Source organism: Enterobacter sp. K510 (assembly GCF_055804875.1).
In genome coordinates this window covers 239,782-257,900 of the sequence record NZ_JBNRLQ010000002.1, presented here as the reverse complement: position 1 = coordinate 257,900, position 18,119 = coordinate 239,782, and the positions used below count along the sequence as shown (strand labels likewise).

At 56.1% G+C, this 18,119-nt stretch carries 22 protein-coding genes and 1 tRNA gene; 7 read left to right on the top strand and 16 right to left on the bottom strand.

Annotated features, from left to right (window positions below; all coding sequences use genetic code 11):
• Positions 1-38: 38 nt before the first annotated feature.
• Positions 39-114: transfer RNA gene (locus tag ACQUTD_RS03745), tRNA-Asn, on the top strand.
• A gap of 55 nt (positions 115-169) precedes the next feature.
• On the opposite strand, the gene ACQUTD_RS03740 is transcribed toward ACQUTD_RS03745, so the two are convergent.
• Both ACQUTD_RS03740 and ACQUTD_RS03735 read right to left on the bottom strand, forming a co-directional pair.
• Entirely contained in the window at positions 170-415 is a 246-nt protein-coding gene (locus ACQUTD_RS03740) for a DUF2543 family protein (protein ID WP_473273766.1), read from the bottom strand.
• Positions 416-501: 86 nt separating this feature from the next.
• The gene (locus tag ACQUTD_RS03735; RefSeq protein WP_473273765.1) at positions 502-1,251 is read right to left on the bottom strand and encodes a DeoR family transcriptional regulator; all 750 of its coding nucleotides are present in this window, start codon (positions 1,249-1,251) and stop codon (positions 502-504) included.
• An 84-nt stretch (positions 1,252-1,335) separates the two neighbouring features.
• Between ACQUTD_RS03735 and ACQUTD_RS03730 the strand changes: the two genes are divergently transcribed.
• Positions 1,336-1,923 carry a GDP-mannose pyrophosphatase gene (locus tag ACQUTD_RS03730; protein ID WP_473273764.1) on the top strand — a complete coding sequence of 196 codons (588 nt, stop codon included), beginning with the start codon at positions 1,336-1,338 and terminating at the stop codon, positions 1,921-1,923.
• A gap of 43 nt (positions 1,924-1,966) precedes the next feature.
• Here the strand turns inward: ACQUTD_RS03730 and ACQUTD_RS03725 are convergent, their stop codons facing one another.
• Positions 1,967-2,725 carry an SDR family oxidoreductase gene (locus ACQUTD_RS03725; RefSeq protein WP_473273763.1) on the bottom strand — a complete coding sequence of 253 codons (759 nt, stop codon included), beginning with the start codon at positions 2,723-2,725 and terminating at the stop codon, positions 1,967-1,969.
• 151 nt (positions 2,726-2,876) lie between these two features.
• Here ACQUTD_RS03725 and ACQUTD_RS03720 point away from each other — a divergent pair, with 151 nt between their 5' ends.
• On the top strand, positions 2,877-3,761 hold the full coding sequence (locus ACQUTD_RS03720) for an AraC family transcriptional regulator N-terminal domain-containing protein (RefSeq protein WP_473273762.1): 885 nt from the start codon (positions 2,877-2,879) through the stop codon (positions 3,759-3,761).
• Positions 3,762-3,768: 7 nt separating this feature from the next.
• On the opposite strand, the gene ACQUTD_RS03715 is transcribed toward ACQUTD_RS03720, so the two are convergent.
• Together ACQUTD_RS03715 and ACQUTD_RS03710 are read right to left on the bottom strand one after the other, a co-directional pair.
• Positions 3,769-4,659, bottom strand: coding sequence for an oxidoreductase (locus ACQUTD_RS03715; protein ID WP_473273947.1), 891 nt, complete (start codon positions 4,657-4,659; stop codon positions 3,769-3,771).
• Between the two features lie 73 nt (positions 4,660-4,732).
• A complete protein-coding gene (locus ACQUTD_RS03710) occupies positions 4,733-5,512 on the bottom strand; it encodes an SDR family NAD(P)-dependent oxidoreductase (protein ID WP_473273761.1) in 780 nt (259 codons plus the stop codon).
• A 156-nt stretch (positions 5,513-5,668) separates the two neighbouring features.
• Between ACQUTD_RS03710 and ACQUTD_RS03705 the strand changes: the two genes are divergently transcribed.
• Positions 5,669-6,229 (top strand): TetR family transcriptional regulator, encoded by a 561-nt coding sequence (locus ACQUTD_RS03705; protein WP_473273760.1) that lies wholly within the window; start codon positions 5,669-5,671, stop codon positions 6,227-6,229.
• A 20-nt stretch (positions 6,230-6,249) separates the two neighbouring features.
• Here the strand turns inward: ACQUTD_RS03705 and ACQUTD_RS03700 are convergent, their stop codons facing one another.
• Both ACQUTD_RS03700 and ACQUTD_RS03695 read right to left on the bottom strand, forming a co-directional pair.
• Entirely contained in the window at positions 6,250-6,636 is a 387-nt protein-coding gene (locus ACQUTD_RS03700) for a DUF4440 domain-containing protein (protein WP_473273759.1), read from the bottom strand.
• Positions 6,633-8,012: an MFS transporter gene (locus ACQUTD_RS03695; protein ID WP_473273758.1), complete on the bottom strand. Its 1,380-nt coding sequence runs from the start codon at positions 8,010-8,012 to the stop codon at positions 6,633-6,635. Before ACQUTD_RS03695 ends, ACQUTD_RS03700 begins: the two co-directional genes overlap by 4 nt.
• A gap of 124 nt (positions 8,013-8,136) precedes the next feature.
• Here ACQUTD_RS03695 and ACQUTD_RS03690 point away from each other — a divergent pair, with 124 nt between their 5' ends.
• The gene (locus tag ACQUTD_RS03690; protein WP_473273757.1) at positions 8,137-9,036 is read left to right on the top strand and encodes a LysR substrate-binding domain-containing protein; all 900 of its coding nucleotides are present in this window, start codon (positions 8,137-8,139) and stop codon (positions 9,034-9,036) included.
• Here ACQUTD_RS03690 and ACQUTD_RS03685 read toward each other — a convergent pair.
• The 6 genes from ACQUTD_RS03685 to ACQUTD_RS03660 all read right to left on the bottom strand — a co-directional run bounded on the left by ACQUTD_RS03685 (position 9,013) and on the right by ACQUTD_RS03660 (position 13,738).
• A complete protein-coding gene (locus ACQUTD_RS03685) occupies positions 9,013-9,642 on the bottom strand; it encodes a transporter (RefSeq protein ID WP_473273756.1) in 630 nt (209 codons plus the stop codon). The genes ACQUTD_RS03690 and ACQUTD_RS03685 overlap by 24 nt on opposite strands.
• 298 nt (positions 9,643-9,940) lie before the next feature.
• On the bottom strand, positions 9,941-10,237 hold the full coding sequence (locus tag ACQUTD_RS03680) for a 4-fold beta flower protein (RefSeq protein ID WP_473273755.1): 297 nt from the start codon (positions 10,235-10,237) through the stop codon (positions 9,941-9,943).
• 57 nt (positions 10,238-10,294) lie between these two features.
• On the bottom strand, positions 10,295-11,782 hold the full coding sequence (locus ACQUTD_RS03675) for a P-loop ATPase, Sll1717 family (protein WP_473273754.1): 1,488 nt from the start codon (positions 11,780-11,782) through the stop codon (positions 10,295-10,297).
• Positions 11,783-12,068: 286 nt separating this feature from the next.
• Complete coding sequence (locus tag ACQUTD_RS03670; RefSeq protein ID WP_473273753.1) at positions 12,069-12,530, bottom strand: hypothetical protein; 462 nt, start codon at positions 12,528-12,530, stop codon at positions 12,069-12,071.
• Positions 12,481-12,669 carry an ash family protein gene (locus ACQUTD_RS03665; protein WP_473273946.1) on the bottom strand — a complete coding sequence of 63 codons (189 nt, stop codon included), beginning with the start codon at positions 12,667-12,669 and terminating at the stop codon, positions 12,481-12,483. Before ACQUTD_RS03665 ends, ACQUTD_RS03670 begins: the two co-directional genes overlap by 50 nt.
• Before the next feature lie 184 nt (positions 12,670-12,853).
• Positions 12,854-13,738: a LysR substrate-binding domain-containing protein gene (locus tag ACQUTD_RS03660; protein ID WP_473273752.1), complete on the bottom strand. Its 885-nt coding sequence runs from the start codon at positions 13,736-13,738 to the stop codon at positions 12,854-12,856.
• A gap of 99 nt (positions 13,739-13,837) precedes the next feature.
• Here ACQUTD_RS03660 and ACQUTD_RS03655 point away from each other — a divergent pair, with 99 nt between their 5' ends.
• Complete coding sequence (locus ACQUTD_RS03655; RefSeq protein WP_473273751.1) at positions 13,838-14,563, top strand: SDR family NAD(P)-dependent oxidoreductase; 726 nt, start codon at positions 13,838-13,840, stop codon at positions 14,561-14,563.
• Between the two features lie 36 nt (positions 14,564-14,599).
• On the opposite strand, the gene ACQUTD_RS03650 is transcribed toward ACQUTD_RS03655, so the two are convergent.
• The 3 genes from ACQUTD_RS03650 to ACQUTD_RS03640 all read right to left on the bottom strand — a co-directional run bounded on the left by ACQUTD_RS03650 (position 14,600) and on the right by ACQUTD_RS03640 (position 16,797).
• Positions 14,600-15,274: a hypothetical protein gene (locus ACQUTD_RS03650; RefSeq protein ID WP_473273945.1), complete on the bottom strand. Its 675-nt coding sequence runs from the start codon at positions 15,272-15,274 to the stop codon at positions 14,600-14,602.
• Between the two features lie 235 nt (positions 15,275-15,509).
• On the bottom strand, positions 15,510-16,157 hold the full coding sequence (locus ACQUTD_RS03645; protein WP_072568975.1) for an EcsC family protein: 648 nt from the start codon (positions 16,155-16,157) through the stop codon (positions 15,510-15,512).
• Positions 16,158-16,350: 193 nt separating this feature from the next.
• A complete protein-coding gene (locus ACQUTD_RS03640) occupies positions 16,351-16,797 on the bottom strand; it encodes a winged helix-turn-helix transcriptional regulator (RefSeq protein WP_318363931.1) in 447 nt (148 codons plus the stop codon).
• Between the two features lie 101 nt (positions 16,798-16,898).
• On the opposite strand from ACQUTD_RS03640, the gene ACQUTD_RS03635 reads away from it, so the two are divergent.
• Positions 16,899-18,104 carry an MFS transporter gene (locus tag ACQUTD_RS03635; protein ID WP_473273750.1) on the top strand — a complete coding sequence of 402 codons (1,206 nt, stop codon included), beginning with the start codon at positions 16,899-16,901 and terminating at the stop codon, positions 18,102-18,104.
• Positions 18,105-18,119: the final 15 nt, after the last annotated feature.

The window sequence follows — 18,119 nt, the reverse complement described above, 5'->3', positions numbered from 1 at the left end:
AAAAAGTTTTTCGCCGCTAAGATTAGCTCCCACACGATTCCTCTGTAGTTCAGTCGGTAGAACGGCGGACTGTTAATCCGTATGTCACTGGTTCGAGTCCAGTCAGAGGAGCCAGATTTAAAAAGCCCGCTATTTAGCGGGCTTTTTGCTGTCTGGAATTCGGTGGGCCTTACTCGTTGCCCCACTGATTCAGGAAATTGGCGATCTCATCAATGCGCTGTTCATTGATACCCGCTTCTGCGGCCATCTCCTGCTGCGCTTCCTCGCTGATCTCTTCGCCATTCATTAAGCGGGTGATCAGTAACTCAAAATAACGCGCCAGCGCATCGCGTTCGCTGTCGCTGACCGGCGTTTCCGTTTCCGTCGCGTACTCGTCGGCGATGTCATAATATTTGATTGGTACTTCATTGCTCATATCTGGCCCTCAGGAGTTTTCGCATTAAGCGTATTATTATATCGCACGTGGCGGGCATAACCGCAGCGTTCGTTTACGCGCCGCGCTCAGAGCACGGTAATATCCATGCTGTTAATTATCCGGCGCATATTCTCGTCCAGCTCGCCATCAATGACCAGCGTACTGGCAAGGCTCAGATCGCCAATGGCAAACGCCGAGGCCGAGTTTATTTTTTCCGGCGAGGCCAGCACCACGGTTTCTGCCGCCCGTTCTGACAGTGCGCGTTTTACGCAGGCTTCTTCGTAATTGCCGGTGGTGAAACCGGCACGTTCGTGAACGCCAGTGACGCCCATGAAAAACAGATCGGCATTGATGCGGCGGAGGGATTCCATCATTGCCGCGCCCACGGTGACCATCGAATGCTTATACAGCTGGCCGCCGAGGATAATGACATCCACCAGCGGCAGATTAATCAGCGCGGCGGCGATTGTCGGGCTGTGTGTCACCACGGTGAACGCCAGATCCGGCGGCAGCAGTTTAACCATCTCTTCCGAGGTGGTACCCCCATCCAGAATGACGATACTCCCCGGCTGGATCAGGGTAATGGCTTTACTGGCAATATTCTTTTTTGCTGCCATATGCACGTTTTTTCGCGTTTCCAGCGAGCCGGTCGCCGCCGACACCGCCAGCGCCCCGCCGTGCACCCGTTGCAGTAATCCTTCTGCCGCCATCTCCCGCAAATCCCGGCGGATGGAGTCTTCTGAAATGTTAAACCGCTGGCTTAAATCGCGGGACAGCACCTGCTTGTCCCGCGCCAGCATATCGAGGATCAGTTGTTTACGTTGCCCTGACAGCATGTTTACACCTTTCACGAATGATCTTGATTATGCACGATTGTGCATGATAGCGTATTTCCTGTCACCTTTTAAAAAGGAAATAACATGTCTGCACAACCGAATATTCGCCATCTTCGCGAAGAGCTGCTGTCCGATAACTGGTACACGCTTAAAAAATACACCTTCGAACTGCAACGTCGCGACGGCACCTGGCAGGCGCAAAGCCGTGAAGCCTACGACCGCGGCAATGGCGCGGTCATTCTGTTATATAACCGCAGCAAAGGAACGGTAGTATTAACGCGCCAGTTCCGCCTGCCGGTGTATATCAACGGCCATAACGGTTTGCTGATTGAAGCGGCGGCAGGTTTACTGGACCAGGCCTCGCCGGAAACACGCATTATCGCGGAAGCAGAAGAAGAAACCGGCTTTAAGGTTGCCGCCATCGAGAAAGTGTTTGAAGCCTATATGAGCCCCGGCTCGGTCACGGAAAAACTCTACTTTTTCATCGCGCAATATTCGGATGCGGATCGCAGCGGCACGGGCGGCGGACTGGCGGACGAAGGGGAAGATATTCAGGTACTGGAATGGCCCTTTGAAAAAGCGCTCGCCGCCATTCGCAACGGCGAGATCCAGGATGCTAAAACCATCATGCTGATCCAGCACCTGGCGCTAAAGGCGGTTTTTGAGGACTAACAATCACAGCGGGGTGTGATCACCCCGCCGGGGGTCAGCAAAACTACAGCAACTGGCCGCCGGAAATATCAAAGGTGGTGCCGTTCGCCCAGGCCATGTCATCCGACAAAATGGCGGCAACGGCGCTGCCGATATCATCCGGAGAACCCACCCGCCCCAGGGCGATCCCCTGCGCGACAAAATCATTCACCGCTTGATTATCCCGCACCACGCCGCCGCCAAAATCTGTGGCGATCGCGCCCGGCGCAATGGCATTCACCCTGATCTGGCGCGCGCCAAGCTCAACGGCCAGATAGCGGGTCAGCACTTCAAGCGCCGCTTTCATCGCGGCATACAGGCTGTATCCCGGCAGCGTAAAGCGGACAAAACCGGACGAGACGTTAAGGATGCGCCCGCCGTCGTTAATCTGCGGTAATAATTGCTGCGTCAGGAATACCGGCCCACGCAGATGTGTGGCGGCAAGGGAATCAAATTGTTCCATTGTCGCCTCCGTAAAGTTCGCGAACAGGCCGTTACCGGCATTGTTGATCAGGAAATCGAAACGCTCGCCGCCAAAAGTGTTCCTGAGCGTATCCGCCACGGCCTCTGAGAATGCCGCAAAACCGGTCGTCTCTGTGATATCCAGGGGCAGCATCACCGCCCTGCCACCCAGCGCGGCGATCTCCTGCTCCAGGCTTGCGGCTTCCGCCGCGCCGCTGCGGTATGTCCCGATAATATCCACGCCGCGTCGGGCAAGATGAAGGGCCATATTACGTCCGAGGCCACGGCTTGCGCCGGTGATTACTGCAATTTTATTCGTCATGGGCTGTCTCTCGTCAGGCGCACCGGCTGGTGCAGGGTTGAGCCGCCATGATAAGTAACCCCCGGCGTCTGACCCACGCCTGAAACGCTCAGTTTATTGCCTGATTGTCTCAGTGGCTTGTGCCTCCTGCGGGCGCAGGTATAATCGCCCGATGAAAAACACCCTCGCCCCGCATCTGGATCTCGCCCTGCGGCATGCCTCGCCGGGCACGCCCGCGACCCGCATTCCACGCCTTGAACTGACCATCGGCCAGGGCTCTGGCGAACGCGCGCCATGCCTGTACCGGGCGATGATCTGCTTTATTTTGCAGGGCGCAAAGCAGGTGGTCATTAACGATCAGATCCTGAGCTACGGCAGCGAACACTATCTGATCAGCGCGCTGGATCTGCCGTTGAGCGGGCACATTTTCGATGGAGAAGACAGGCAGCCTTATGCGGCGGTGTCGCTGGTGCTGGATGCAGCGATCCTCGCGGAGTTAGCGGCCAACATGCCGCCGGTGCGTGAGCGGGAGCAGAGTGGCATCGGCATTATGATCAACCCGCTCAATAATGTGCTGCGCGATGCCCTTCTGCGCCTGATGGCGCTGCTGGATACCCCCGCTGATATCCCTGTGCTTGCGCCTATGGCGGAGCGTGAATTGCTTTATCGTCTTTTGCAGGAGCCGCAGGGACAACTGCTGCGGCAGATCGTCCGGCCAGAGGGCGCACTGAACGGTGTTCGTCGCGCGGTGGCGTGGATCCGCGATCACTCCCGTGAGCGCCTGCGCATTGAGGATCTGTGTGAGGTCAGCGGCATGAGCCGCGCCAGCCTGCACCGCCATTTTCTGACTATTACCGGCAGCAGCCCGCTCCAGTATCAGAAGCAGCTCAGATTACAGGAAGCCCGCCAGCTGTTACTCACCGGCGAGCATCGCGCCGCTGACGTGGCATTTATTGTCGGCTATGAGAGCGCCTCCCAGTTCAGCCGCGAATACCAGCGGCAGTTCGGCGCGCCCCCGGCACGGGACGCGCGTCAGATCCGCCAGACCATCACCTGACCCAGACTCAGCCCGGCCCTTCGCTGCCTGCCGCCAGCAGCGGCACCAGCACATCGCTGATCGGCGTAGCAATGCCCTTCGCCCTGCCGTAACGCTGGATCACACCGTTGCGGATGTCCCACTCCAGCGGACGATTGGCCTGGCGATCCGCCAGAATGGAGGTGCCCAGATCGGCGGGCGCACCCTGAAAGCCCGCGAGGATCTCCTGCGGCACCTCATCGCCCAGCACCGCCCCCTGCGCCCGCGCCACCGTCAGACATTCATTCAGATAGGCCAGCGTCAGCGCGGCAATATCGTCGCGTCTGAACATTCCGGCACGACGATTCGCCAGCACCATCAGCCCCGCCGCCGCGTTCTGCAACAGCTTGCGCCAGGCAATGGAAAGAAAATCCCCGGACAGCTCCACCGCGCAGCGCGTGCCGCTCAGGGCATCGGCAATGCGCCTGGCCGCAGGCACGTCCGGCAGGGTCAGACGCGGTTTAGCCCGCAGCCAGACGGAGGCATCCGCTTCCCGCTGCGCCGGAAACCATACCACCGAGGGCACCACGGTTGCGCCGTTGACATAAGGTTCAAGCTGGCTTTGCTGCTCAACGCCGTTTTGCAGCGCGCACACCACGGTGTTTTCATCGCACAACTGCGCCAGCCACCGCGCGCTGTCGGCGTCCTGGGTGGTTTTCACCGCCACGAACAGCAGATCGACCGGCTGGCTGACCGCCGCCGGATCGTTAAGCACCGGGCCGGGCACCACCACCTCCCCGTCGTCATCGCGCAGAATTAACTGCGGATGGGCGGTGCGCCCGCACAGCAGCGGCGTACGTCCCGCTTCATGCAGCGCAGCCGCGATAGTGGTGCCAATAGCGCCCGGACCAAGCAGGGCAATTGCAGGACGATCGGACATCATGTGCTCTCCTGTTCTGGTTAATTACCCCACAGTGTATCAGCAGCCTTGCAAAGCGATCAGTCCTGAATCTTCAGCCTTTGTAGCGCGCGGCGGCTTCCGCCTGGTTGATGTCGGCCATCAGCGCCTGTCGACTGGCGTCGAGGGCATCCCAGCGGGCGGCGTTGCGTAAGGGAGGAATGGTCACAGGCTCACGGCGATCAAACCCGACCAGCGCGGCATCCACCAGCGCCCCCGCGTCCATAAATTGTGTCGAGTGAGCGATGTCGATCCCGGCGCGCGCCCAGATCTCGGTGTAGGTCCCGGCTGGCAGCACCGCCTGCACATACACGCCGGCAGGGGCGAGTTCGACCTGCAATCCCTGCGACAGAAACAGCACAAAAGCTTTGGTCGCGCCATACACGGACATGGCAAATTCCGGTGCCAGCCCGACCACGGAACTGATGTTAACGATAGCGCCCTCACCCGCCTGGACAAATCGTGGCGCGACGGCGCTGGCCAGCCTGGTGACCGCCGTGACGTTCAGCGCGATAAGGCGCTCAATGGACGCCGGGCTCTGATCCGCCAGCCTGCCTGTCTGCGCAATGCCCGCATTGTTAACCAGAATGCCAATCTGTTTGTCCTCGCGCAGGCGCGCTTCGACACGGGTTACGTCATCGGACTGAGTGAGATCGGCGGCAAGCACATCGACGCTCACGCCGGTTTCCTGTTGCAGGCGCGCGGCCAGCGCATCCAGTCGGGCTTTGTCACGCGCTACCAGCACAAGATCGTGGCCGCGACGGGCGAAACGTTCAGCGTAAACGGCACCAATTCCTGAGGAAGCGCCGGTAATGAGGACGGATGGAGTGGTCATAACATACCCTTCTTGAATGCGTTAACGGTTTCCGGCGTGCCGGGTGATGGTGCGGGTTAATGATGATGATCGTAATCTATCCTGTCAACGTTTTTGATTATGGTCATCATCAATGTATACTTGCCGCAGGAATGTTCAGCATTGAAGGCGGTAACAATGAAAGTGTCGAAAGAGCAGGTTCGTGAAAACCGCATGCGGATTGTCGAAACGGCGTCGGCGTTGTTTCGGGAACGGGGTTATGACGGCGTGGGCGTGGCGGAGCTGATGGCCGCCGCCGGGCTGACCCACGGCGGGTTTTATAAACATTTTGCCTCGAAAGCGGATTTGATGGCGGAGGCCATGCAGTGCGGTTTTGCGCATTCAGCAGAGAAATTAGCCGGGACAAGTCGTGAGCAGTTTATTGCCGGTTATCTTTCGCGCCAGCACCGTGATAACAAGGGCCAGGGCTGCGTGATGTCGGCGCTGGGGGCGGACGCCTCCCGCCAGTCTGAGACGATTAAAGCCACCTTTGCGGCAGGGCTTGAACAGCAACTGGCACAGCTGAGTCAGGAGCAGGATGCGGACGGCAAGCGGCGTGCCGATGTGATCGACACGCTGGCGCATCTGGTCGGTGCCATGGTGTTATCCCGCGCCTGCCCGGACGACTCGCCGCTGGCGGATGAAATCCTCGCGGTCTGCCGCGCCCGCCTTCTGGATGAGAACACGCCGGAGCAGTAAGCTTCCCGGCGGTGTCATTATCAGAGCCAGGTTTCGTGCAGATGTCGCCACATCACCCGGCCATCTGCACCGGTTTCGAACACCGCCGTGGCAAAGCGCAGCGTTTCCCCCTGCCCCGGGATCGTCTGTCGCTCCTGATAAGTGACGGTAGCGCCGTTTTCGCTTTCCGCTATCAGTTGCAGATCTTCAATGGCGATCGTCAGCCCCGCCCGCACACCGCGCTGGGTGCGGAACAGATTATCGACTGCGGTAAAATCCATGATGGCACCGCGCGGGGTCACCATCGAGAATGCCGGGCAAAAGCGTGATAATAATTCGTCGCACACCGCGTCCGGCGTGTGTGCATCGCCCAGACAGTCGCGGATCAACGCGTGGGCATCCCGTACTTCCTGAAAATAACGATTCATTGTTGCTCCTGATTAAGTTGTAAAACCACATGCTGATTGGCGATCCGCAGGCAGCACAGAACAGGGATTAACGCACTACCCGCCGCTATCGCAAAGCACAGATGATACGCCTGCATCACCGGCAGCCCGCCTGCCGCCAGTAAGCCATACAGCAGGCTGATGACGGTCACGCCGCAGCAGAAACTGAGCTGACGATTGATGTTCCACAGGGCGCTGGCATCCGCCAGATCCGCTCCGTTAATCTGAATAAACGCCGCACTTTGCGCGGTACTGCTGCACAGACTGCTGCCAAAGCCCATCAGGGTGAAGGCCAGTATACACAGCGGCACATCCGCCGCACTGGCCGTCAGTGCCAGCAGGCCGATCCCTGCCCCATGCACCAGACAACCGGTGATAAACAGCGGGCGCGGCCCCAGGCGGTTGAAGGTTCTTCCCGTCAGGGCGATCGCCACAAAAGAGGCCAGCGCCCAGGGCAGCATCATTGCGCCGGTGACGGTGGCTGGCATCGTTAACAGGTTTTGCAGATAAAGCATGGCGACGAGACTGACGCCGGTAAAAATGCCGGGCACGAACTGATAGATCAGCATCGCAATCTGCAACAGCGGATCTTTCATCAGCCGCAGGTTAAGCAGCGGCGCGGGTTTGTTCAGGGCATCCCGCACATAGCCTGCCATCACCACAAGCCCGAGCGCGAACAGCAGCGCCCCCTGCCACAGATAAAGCCGCTCGCCTGCAAAGGTTAAGCCGGTGAGGATCAGGATCAGCGCCACGCCGCCAATGAGTAACCCACGCAGATCCAGCCGCTCATTCGCCGCTGAAGGCGCATCTGTTTTAATCCAGCAGCCTGCCAGTATTAACGCCACCAGCGCCAGCGGCAGGCTCGCCAGAAACACCCCGCGCCAGTGACCACTTTCCACAAAAAGTCCGCCGAGCGCGGGCGATAACGCTGGTGCCAGCAGCGCCACCAGCATCACCGCAGACGACAGTTTTGCCCGTTCATGGCTGCGATAAAGCGCGTAGGTCATTGTCTGCCCGATGGGGATCAGCAGCCCGCCGCCCAGGCCCTGCACGCCGCGCCAGGCAATCAGCGAATAAATGGATGACGCGCTTCCCGCACCGCAGGTGCCCGCGATAAAAATCCCCAGTGACAGCATAAACACCCGCTTCGCGCCGATGCGCCGCGCCAGCCAGCTGCTGAGCGGGATCACCAGCGTGAGCCCTAAAATATAGGCGTTACTGATCCACGCCAGCTCGCTGACGCTGGCCGCGAACTGGCGGCCAATCTGCGGAAAGGCCACGCTGGCGATAAACATGTTCACCAGATCGATAAAAAAACCCAGCAGATACACACAGGCCACACGCACACGATACGTCATGTTTTTCTCAGCATTAATAAACAGAGCGCGCACTATAAGCGCCGTACGGCGGCGGATAAATTCCCTTCCCGTGGTTTTACTGTCAAAATAATTTTGACAATCAGGATGCCTGAAGGAATTAACGATGGTGAATATGCAGCGGCTGGGGATGTTTGTGGCAGTGGTGGAGGCCGGCAGTTTTACCCGCGCCGCGCAGACGCTGGGGCTGACGAAAGCGGTGGTGAGCGTCAATATCAAACAGCTGGAACAGGAGCTGGGCGTGGCGTTACTCACCCGCAGCACCCGCAAAGTGGCGGTGACCGATACCGGCGAACGCTTTTACCATCGTTGCCAGCAACTGCTTCAGGACGCCGAACAGGTGCTTGACGAGGTGCGCGGCGATCACGGTGGCCTGCGCGGTTTACTGCGTATCACCACCACCCCGGAATATGGCGCGCGCGTGGTGGTACCGGCGCTGGCAGACTTTGCGGCCCTGCACCCGCAGTTGCGCATCCAGCACGTCGCCTCCTCGCAAAATGACGATCTGATCGCCGGGCGTTTTGATGTGGCGATCCGTCTCGGACAACTGGCGGATTCCACCCACCACGCGAGGCTGATTGACCAGTTCGATATTTACCCGGTCGCCTCCCCTGCTTATCTGAGCACGCTTCGCGATGGCGGTATCAGGACGCCCGAACAGCTTGCCGGGGCGACGTGGATCGCCCACAGCCGCCTTTACTCGCCGCTGAACTGGCAGGTCGTGAAGCCCGATGGCGATACGCTGCTGTTTGCGGCAAGCCAGCCGCCTTCCATTATGGCTGACAGCGCGGCGGCATTGCTGGCATTCGCGCTGAGCGGCGCGGGCGTGGCGCTGCTGCCGTCATGGCTGGTACAGGACGCGCTGGCGGCAGGAACGCTGATCGCCGTGCTGCCGGATCACCGTTTTCCCCGCCAGGGCATTTATGCGCTCTACCCGAATACCCGCCACGTGCCGGAGAAGGTCAGAGCTTTTATTGATTTTTTACACGCCCGCGTCAGCGTGTGAGGATTTCCGGGAAGCAATCCTGAGGAAATTACAGTAATAGCCGATGGAGGCGGTGAGGCAGAGCATATAGCCGAAGGATTCGCTGCCCTCCTCCACGGCGTTTTTCACGATGCGCACGTAGCCGTCCGCGAGGACCGCATGCCATATCGCCTGCATACCAAACAGCCGGGAGAAGACCAGCACCGCCAGCAGACCGCTCAGCATTACGCCGTACCAGGGCGAACGGATGTACTGCGTCAGCTGTGCCAGCGTCTGGCGATGATGTTTGAGCGGAAGAATGACCGCACAGAGTGTCGCCAGCAGCGCAAACCATACCCAGCTGCCGTGGGAAATCAGATCAAAGACCGCATCCAGTTCGCGGATCAGCATGGTCAGGAAGAAGCCGCCGACCAGAATATTGCAGTAGCGCAGCAGCTCATGCTTTTTCGCCAGCAGGAAATGAATGGCGACGATGCTTGCTAATACCAGCTCCTGCACGATTTCAGTCAGCGAAACTTCCGGAATATCGTGGTCAAAAATAGCGATATCGCCCCACAGGCAAAGTACGGCAACAGAGCTGAGCGCCGCCGCGCCAAGAAAGAAAAGAAAGGTTCTGAGTACAGCCATTACTACCACCCAAAATGTACAAAGGCAGTATGTTAGGTTATGGGAAGGGGAAATTCCTGTTCAGTTTGTGCGATATAGGGGCGGGGATTTAGCGGATCAGGCTGTTAGAGGGGGATGTGGGGAATGGGTTTGTGGCGAGAGTTTTGTACGCATTCCCTGCTTGCAAAACAAACTGGGCGAGAGTTTAGATGGGAATCTTTTTTCTGAGACTGGCTGCGGTTAGTAGCGGCGGGATTTGTGATTGAAAATAACGGCGGCTTTGAGCGAGAAGCTGAGGTTCTCAGCGCTCTCACAACTATTAGCCAAAAAGATCAATTGATACATCAGGGAATCCATAATTACGCGCCCCCCTATTACCTGGATTACCCGGGCTTCCCGGATTACCTGGATTTCCTGGGTTTCCTATGTTTCCTAGATTCCCCATGTGCTTGTTAAGGATCATACTTTCATAAAGTTCACCAACGTATTGACCAGAAAGTTTATGCACATGCGTGCCGTGAAGTTGTCCTACAGCGCGGCCGTTCATACTATGAATGTATTTCCCCCGGATAAAACCTACAGCGTTTCCTTTTGAATCATAAATGTAACATGTCATTTCCCCACCTTTATTAATTATTGCACCTTCACTTTAGAAAGTGAAGGTGCGGTTGAATTATATATTCTGACTCGGCCTACTTTCTATTAAATGTAATCTATACTTTAATGCGTGATGTGTTCTAAATTCATTCTGAAGGTTGATTTTGAGATTAGGCAAACTACTTACGTATTCCCATCTGCCTTGTTTTTTTTGTCCAATGAGAGAGTTGTCAAAGAGGAAATTTATATAATGACGTATCGTTCCGTCAGATACATCGGTAAACTCATCACGACACTTCGCAGAAAAATCATTAAAATCAAACGTCTCTACTTGAATTGTTTGAAGGACAGTTAATAGATTCTCAATTTCTGGAAACTGATTGGACCATTCATCAATGACCTCATTATACACACTAATAGAGGCCTCACGGTCTGCTTCATAAAGCTCGCCAGAAGTGTAAAGGCCAGAACTATTACTCTTGTGACAGGCCCTGATTTTATTAAAATAGACAATAATATCTCGTGGCCTGAAGAAAGAACGACGACATACATACTTAAAGGGTGGAGTACCCTGCCTCACGAATGACACTTCAAATAGTTTGCCGGCTCTATCCTTCTCTTCGCCTAAATGAATATCCGCAGGCTTATATTTTTTTATTCTCTCGTAATACATATCATTGAGATTATTTTCATCCCATGAAATTATGATTGCACTATCTTGTAATAACTTATTTTTATCATTAAACCTTAAGGAGTGATATATATCCGTCCGTAAAAATGGAATTACTTTTAATTTATCATTCAAACGTTCATCTGACGCTATATTCCTGCAGACATTTAGAAGATTTATCAGAACTTTACTATACTCTTCAATTTGTCCTTCCAGCCAATTTTCATCTAACTGGTCAAGAGCAATGAGTATTTTATTATTGCCGATATTATCTTTAAATACTCTTTCAAAATGCGTAAGCAGGGTGAATGCATTTGCTCTGAGCTTCTGTTTTAACTGGGCGTTTTCAGCTACTTCCTCTAAGGAAATCTCACCAGAATCCAGATTTATCTCATCGAGTTCTGCACTGGGGCCTTTTATGACTTTTAACCTAGCGATTTTTGAAAATAAAACCTCTCGCAGAGATGGGTCAGGACTACCAAAAATGGTTTTAATATACTTGTCAGCCCACTTAAGCTCTTTATTTAAAGGTTCTCCGTTACTATTTTTTATTTCAATAAGTTTAGATAAGGCTTTAATATAAAAAAGATACATCCAGCTCTTCTGATAAGCTGATAGTTCCCCAGCCATTGCATCCTTGTAGAGCTGATGGGCTGGCCATGGATAGTCACTAAAGTTCAGGCATACGGAGTTAAACCCATTAAGATTGACAGAATTTCCTCGCCTAAGGTGTTCATAAATCGCTGTTTTGCCTGTGCCTTTGCGACCAAGAACTAACCAAGCCCTGCTTTCAATGATATCCTTGATCGCCGGTAGCTTGAAAAAATAGGTCTGTAAATCTCGATCTGTTTCTGCTGAAACTTGAAATTCAGGAAGCCAGTCTTTTATGTCCATTGAGTCTCTTTACCGTTTAATTAACTACATTTATCACGAAGTTAAGCCCATGCCAAAGGGTGAATCAAGGTTTTTCTTGCTTATCTATAATCAAGATCTCAAATATTACTTCGTCTCATTTTTTTTCGATGCTCATTCATAGTTATTACTTAACTTTGATAAAACTCGTTTAAGCGTTAACAATTTGCCACGCTGGCCATGTCCGCTATTGACACAAAATACCCTCTCCCCCTTCAAACTTTACCCCAGGTGCCACGCCATCCCGCGCAGCACCTGCCCTTATCCCCTACCCCCTCACCTCATCAATAAACCTCACCCCGTCCGCGGTTCTTACCCAGCGCGGGGCGTTGATTTCCTCGGTCATAAACGCCATCAGATCCGCCAGCAGCCAGCGCAGTTGTTCTTCCTGCTGTGACGTCACGCTCCGGCACAGCAAAACCTGCGTCAGCGCGGCGCAGTATTCGCCAAGGGTATCGGAATCAGGTTCAAAACGGGGAACGTGGGTCGGCAGCGTATCCACCGTAAACCTTTCCTGCTGCGAAGGCGGGATCGGCTCGTTCAGCTGCGGTTTGAGCAGCGCGAAGACGGCGGAAAGGCGTCCGCATAATGCCATGCGCAGCGCGGGATCAAGTGACTCGGCCTGTGCTTCGGCAAGCTGATGACAATAGTCTGCAAGCACGGTGAAATCCGTGTCGTCGTCAAAGGGAACGGTGAGTAACGGGTGAGTCTGGTTGAGGGTCGTAGCCATAATGGCAGCCTCCAGTATGTGATGTTTTAATGCCGCCACTGGAGAGGCTAATCTCACGGGTGGCGGACCGAACGGGGTTAGCCTTACCGGCCATACTGGACACCGGCGCGTCTTGCGACGCCCCCGCCCGGCCCGCCATTGAGGTGTAGCCGTGCGCACGACATAAAAAAGACGCTGGCGCGTCGTATGTCGCCTGTAACATATTTCAGGAGGTCAATCCCGGCACCTGATTTTGCAGGTGCGGCTGCACGATACCGCTTTCAGATAAAAACCGCAATATCAGGGCGTTACCGGTAAATAAATTTGCGTAGCGGCTCGCACCGTTACATCCGTACATGCTCAATAAACGCCCGCAGCTTTGGCGGCATATGCTTTCTGCCGGAAAAATAGAGGTAAAAGCCCGGAAAGGTGGGCAGGAATTCATCCAGCACCGTCACCAGCTCGCCGCGGGCGATATAAGGCGCGTAGGTCTCCTCCATGCCAAAGCTGATGCCGCCCCCGGCGCAGACGGTGCGGATCATCACCCCCATATCATTGGTGGTCAGCTGCGGATTAACATCCACATCAAATTCCTGCCCCTGCCAGGCAAACTCCCAGCGATAGGGCGACACGCCGGGGGATTTTCGCCAGCCGATACAGCGATGATCCAGCAGATCCTTCGGGTGCTGCGGCGTGCCGTACTGCGCCAGATAGTCAGGCGAGGCGACGGCGATCTGCCGCTGCATGGCGGACACCGGCACTGCGATCATATCCTGGGCGATCACCTCCCCCAGTTGCACGCCCGCGTCAAACCCCTGCTCCACAATGTCAAACGCCTCATCGGTGATGGTGATGTCCAGTTCGACATGCGGATAAGCCGCGATAAAGGACGCCAGCATCCTGCCGTCGATAATGCGTTCGGCAATGGACGACACCGCCAGCCGCAGCTGGCCGCGCGGCGCCGCCAGCTGATCGGTAATATCGCTCACCGCGCCGTTCAGCTGTTCGATGGCGGGCGCAACCTCCGCATAAAGCCGCTGGCCCGCTTCGGTGAGGTTGATGCTGCGCGTGGTGCGCTGCATCAGGGAGATGTTCAGGCGATCTTCCAGCCGACGCAGCGTCTGACTGATGGCCGGGCGCGTCACCCCCAGCCGTTCGGCGGCAAGACGAAAATTGCGCGTCTGCGCCACGATCACAAACACCTCAAGCGCGTTTTTATCCACTGTCATTGGTTAGCCACCGTTACCAGTCTGTTAAGTAATGAGCGGATTATCTTTATAGTCTGCCGGGCGTAAGATCACCAGCGTTAACCGAACAGGAGAAGACCCATGACGAATAAAGTGATCTTAATTACCGGCGCATCCAGCGGTATTGGTGCAGGCATCGCCCGCGAACTGGCAAAAACCGACGCGGTGTTACTGCTGGGCGCACGACGCGAGGATCGCCTCGCCGCGCTGGCGGAGGAGCTGCGTTTTAACGGCGCAGAGGTGGACGTGAAAGCGCTGGACGTCACTGACCGTACCTCTGTGGAGGCATTCGCCGCCTTCGCGCTGGAAAAGTGGGGACGCATTGATGTGATCGTTAATAACGCCGGTATTATGCCGCTGTCGCCGATGGCCTCGCTGAAGGTGGATGAGTGGGATCAGATGGTGGATGTGAACATTAAGGGCGTGCTGTATGGCATCGCGGCGGTGTTGTCGTCGATGCTGGCGCGGGAAGCGGGCCATATCATTAATATCGCCTCCATTGGTGCGCTGGCGGTATCGCCGACGGCGGCGGTCTACTGCGCCACCAAGTTTGCGGTGCGGGCGATTTCCGATGGTTTGCGCCAGGAGAACAGCCAGCTGCGCGTCACCTGTATCCATCCGGGGGTGGTGGAAAGTGAACTGGCGGGCACCATCACGGATCCGACCGCCGCCGAAGCCATGAAAAGCTACCGGGCGATTGCCCTGCAACCGGATGCGATTGGCCGCGCGGTGCGCTACGCCATTGAGCAGCCGGATGAGGTGGATGTGAATGAGATCGTGGTGAGGCCGACACGCACCACGGCGTAGTAAAGCGAACGGCCTGCATCGCAGGCCGTTTGGTCGTTATTTTTTCAGCAGGCGCGGCAGCTGGTTGTCCAGCTCCAGCAGGCAGGCGTCCATCATCTTCTGCGTTTCCTGGGTGACCTTCGCATAGTTACTGGCTTTCCAGTCATTGAGCGGTGCGGTCACGCGCGTCGGGGCGCACTCTGATATCACATAGGCGCTCAGCATGTTGCCGCCTTCCGGACGTTTATAGAATTTCACGCGGTAGGTTAAATCATAATTGCTGTTGCTGGCGGACATGTCGGTATAGACCAGTGACCACTGCGCGGCGGCAATAAACAGCGGCTGTTTGTACGCATAGCCGTTACCGTTTTTATTCAGCCAGTCGCGGATTTTTAATTCTGCTTTCGGGCCGAAATACGCTGCTGTCGGCTCCGGCATGGTGTCAATGGATGTGCCTTTATAGCCATCCTTATCAAAAGAGTTACCGCCAATTCCGCCACCGAGGGCGGCCGTCAGCACCGCCAGCCCCATGCCCGCGCCGGAGTGGACCGGTGTGACTTCGCGCAGTTTCACGTCCGGATAGCGGTTATCGTTCATATCAACGGGTGCAAAGATGGTGGCAACCTCGAGCGAACTGCCGTTTGTCGCCTGCACTTTGTGTGAGTTGAGGTTCCCTGCGCAGCCGGTTAAGACGGTTAAAGACAGTGCGCCTGCCACTACTACTTTATTCATCATTGGTTTTATTCCCTGTAAGTAAATTGCCCTTGCCCGGACATGGTTATCTGAACTTACAACGGACAAAGCAGGAAAACCTTTAGGGATTTTTGAGGATGCTTCTGCGGGGGCTTAATGCAGAGCGCATAGTGTTAAGACGATAAAATTTCACGCTTTTGCCAGTCATACGGTCTGTACAGGACGTTACGATACAACTGTAACGTCCTGCAGCATTGTCGGCGAATGCGGCAAGTTACAGCTCAGTTACAGCACTACCTTCTACAAAGGTTTTACGGGCAACGTTACCAACGACATTCGTTGAAATGCCATCAAATGCCCCGCCTATTACACCGCCTACCAGTGGGATCATTTTGCCCAGGTTGATCGCCCCTTTTTCACCAAACTTGGTTAATAATCTAAAACCAACCAGTTTGTTAATAGCAAAAATTGTTTCTTTCGAAATGCTCTTAATTAACTGGGTAGACATCTTCGAGCCAATGACTATGCCGGTTCCTTTAAGGATATCTTTTGCGGCATTACCGGCAAGGCAGGTATAAACCAGTGCTTTAACACGATCGTCTTTTACATCGTACCCGCCCATGATAGCGATAGCGGTGATCATACGGATCTGAACATAAATTACGGTCGCGATGCTCGCCGGGATGGCGACCGGCATGGTAATAATTCCGCCAAGCCCGGATACAAAGCCGGTAGTGACGGATTTTGTATTTTGCCATCTAATCAGAGAATTCACTTTCTCTGTTAAATCGCCCTCTCCTTTCAGGTAGTTTTCGGCCATTTCATAGGCTGAATCTGTACCCGGAATACTTCCGTCTAAGGCTTTATCGTAAGCCCAGTTAAGGGCTTGCATGATTTTTCCTTCACTAAGCTTTTCTGCCATTCCCCTGACCCTTTAAAAAGTGAAAACCTAATCTGTATCGACACTGATAAAATTTTCTTTAAGGTTAAGGGCGGTTTTATAAGATTACCTACCAGAAAAGGGGGTATTGTTTTTGCTGCCTGTCCCGCTTCCCGAATACGATGGCGTTTTTCAGGCGCTGCTGCGGAAAATCTCAGGCATTCAGGCCGTGGCGTCAGCTCACTTTCCGCACTTCGGTATCTTCCGGCGATACCGCCGCACCATCCTTGCCCTGCACCTTCATCGGCGGCAGGGGTTTACCTGTGCGCCTGTCGATAAGCGTTGAATGCGGTTCGCCAGGCGCAAACAGATGCTGCTCGCCCCACTGACGCAGCGCCACCACCACCGGAAACAGGCTTTGCCCCTGCAGCGTCAGCACATAGTGCTGGTAAGCCGATCCGTCCGGGGCGTCTTCACGGGCCAGAATGCCCGCCTCCACCAGCCCGTACAGCCGATCGGTGAGAATGTTTTTTGCCACCCCGAGGCTGCGCTGGAAATCGCTGAACCGCCGCATACCGTCAAACGCGTCGCGGACGATCAGCAGCGACCAGCGATCGCCAATCAGATCAACGGTGCGTGCCACCGGACACGGGGCGCTGCTCAGCGCAGTACTGGATTTCATGATCACTCCTGAAATGGGTGGGACTTGCATTGGTTGCATTTTAAAACTACTTTAGCTGACATACAATCGGTTTTGTTTTGCAACCAGAATAGGAACATCCTGTGACCGCAAATGCATGTACTGCTCCTCCCGGAGTCGCCCCCCTGTCACGCGGCCTGGTATGGCTTTTTGCCATCGCCAGCGGCCTGAGCGTGGCGAATGTCTATTACGCCCAGCCGTTGCTTGATGCCCTGGCGCGGGATTTCAGTATCAGCCACGCGGCGGTGGGCGGCGTGATCACCGCCACGCAGATCGGCTGCGCGCTGGCGCTGCTGTTTCTGGTGCCACTGGGGGATTTGCTGGGGCGCCGTCGCCTGATGGCGATCCAGTTGCTGGCGCTGATTATCGCGCTGGTGGTGGTCGGCCTTGCGCGTTCGGTCCCGGTGCTGCTGGGGGGCATGCTGGCCGTCGGGATGCTCGGCACGGCAATGACGCAGGGGCTGATCGCCTGTGCTGCCAGCGCCGCCGCGCCCGGTGAGCAGGGCCGCGTGGTGGGGGCGGCGCAGGGTGGCGTCTTTATCGGGCTGTTGCTGGCGCGGGTGTTTTCCGGGGCGGTGAGCGATCTGGCGGGCTGGCGCGGCGTCTATTTCAGTGCCGCGCTGCTGATGCTGCTGATCGCCCTTCCCCTGTGGCGACGGCTACCCGTGCTGTTACCGGCTACGCATGGCTTAGGTTATCTGCCTCTGCTGGCCTCAATGCTGACGCTTTTGCGCGAGGAAAAGGTTCTGCGCGTCAGAGGTATGCTGGCGCTGCTGATGTTTGCCGCGTTTAACATTTTCTGGAGCGCGCTGGTGCTGCCGCTGAGTGCGCCGCCGTTCAGCTTTTCGCACACGGTTATCGGCGCGTTCGGGCTGGTGGGGGTGGTCGGCGCGCTGGCAGCGTCCCGGGCCGGGAAATGGGCGGATCAGGGCCATGCCCGGCGCACCAGCGCAATGGCGCTGGTGGTGCTGGTGCTTGCCTGGGGGCCGTTGTCGATGATGGAAAGTTCGCTGCTGACGCTGGTGATCGGCATCGTCCTGCTGGACCTGGGCGGCCAGGCGCTGCACGTCACCAGCCAGAGCCTGATTTTCCGTCTGCGTCCGGAAGCGCACAGCCGTCTGGTCGGGATTTATATGCTGTTTTACGCCGTCGGCAGCGGGCTGGGGGCGATCAGTACCACCCTCACCTGGGCTGGCGCTGGCTGGGCGGGCGTGTGCCTGCTGGGCGCGGTGGTCAGTCTGCTGGCGCTGGGGTTCTGGTGGATAACAGACAAAGCGGCCGCGGCATGAAACCGCGCCGCGAGA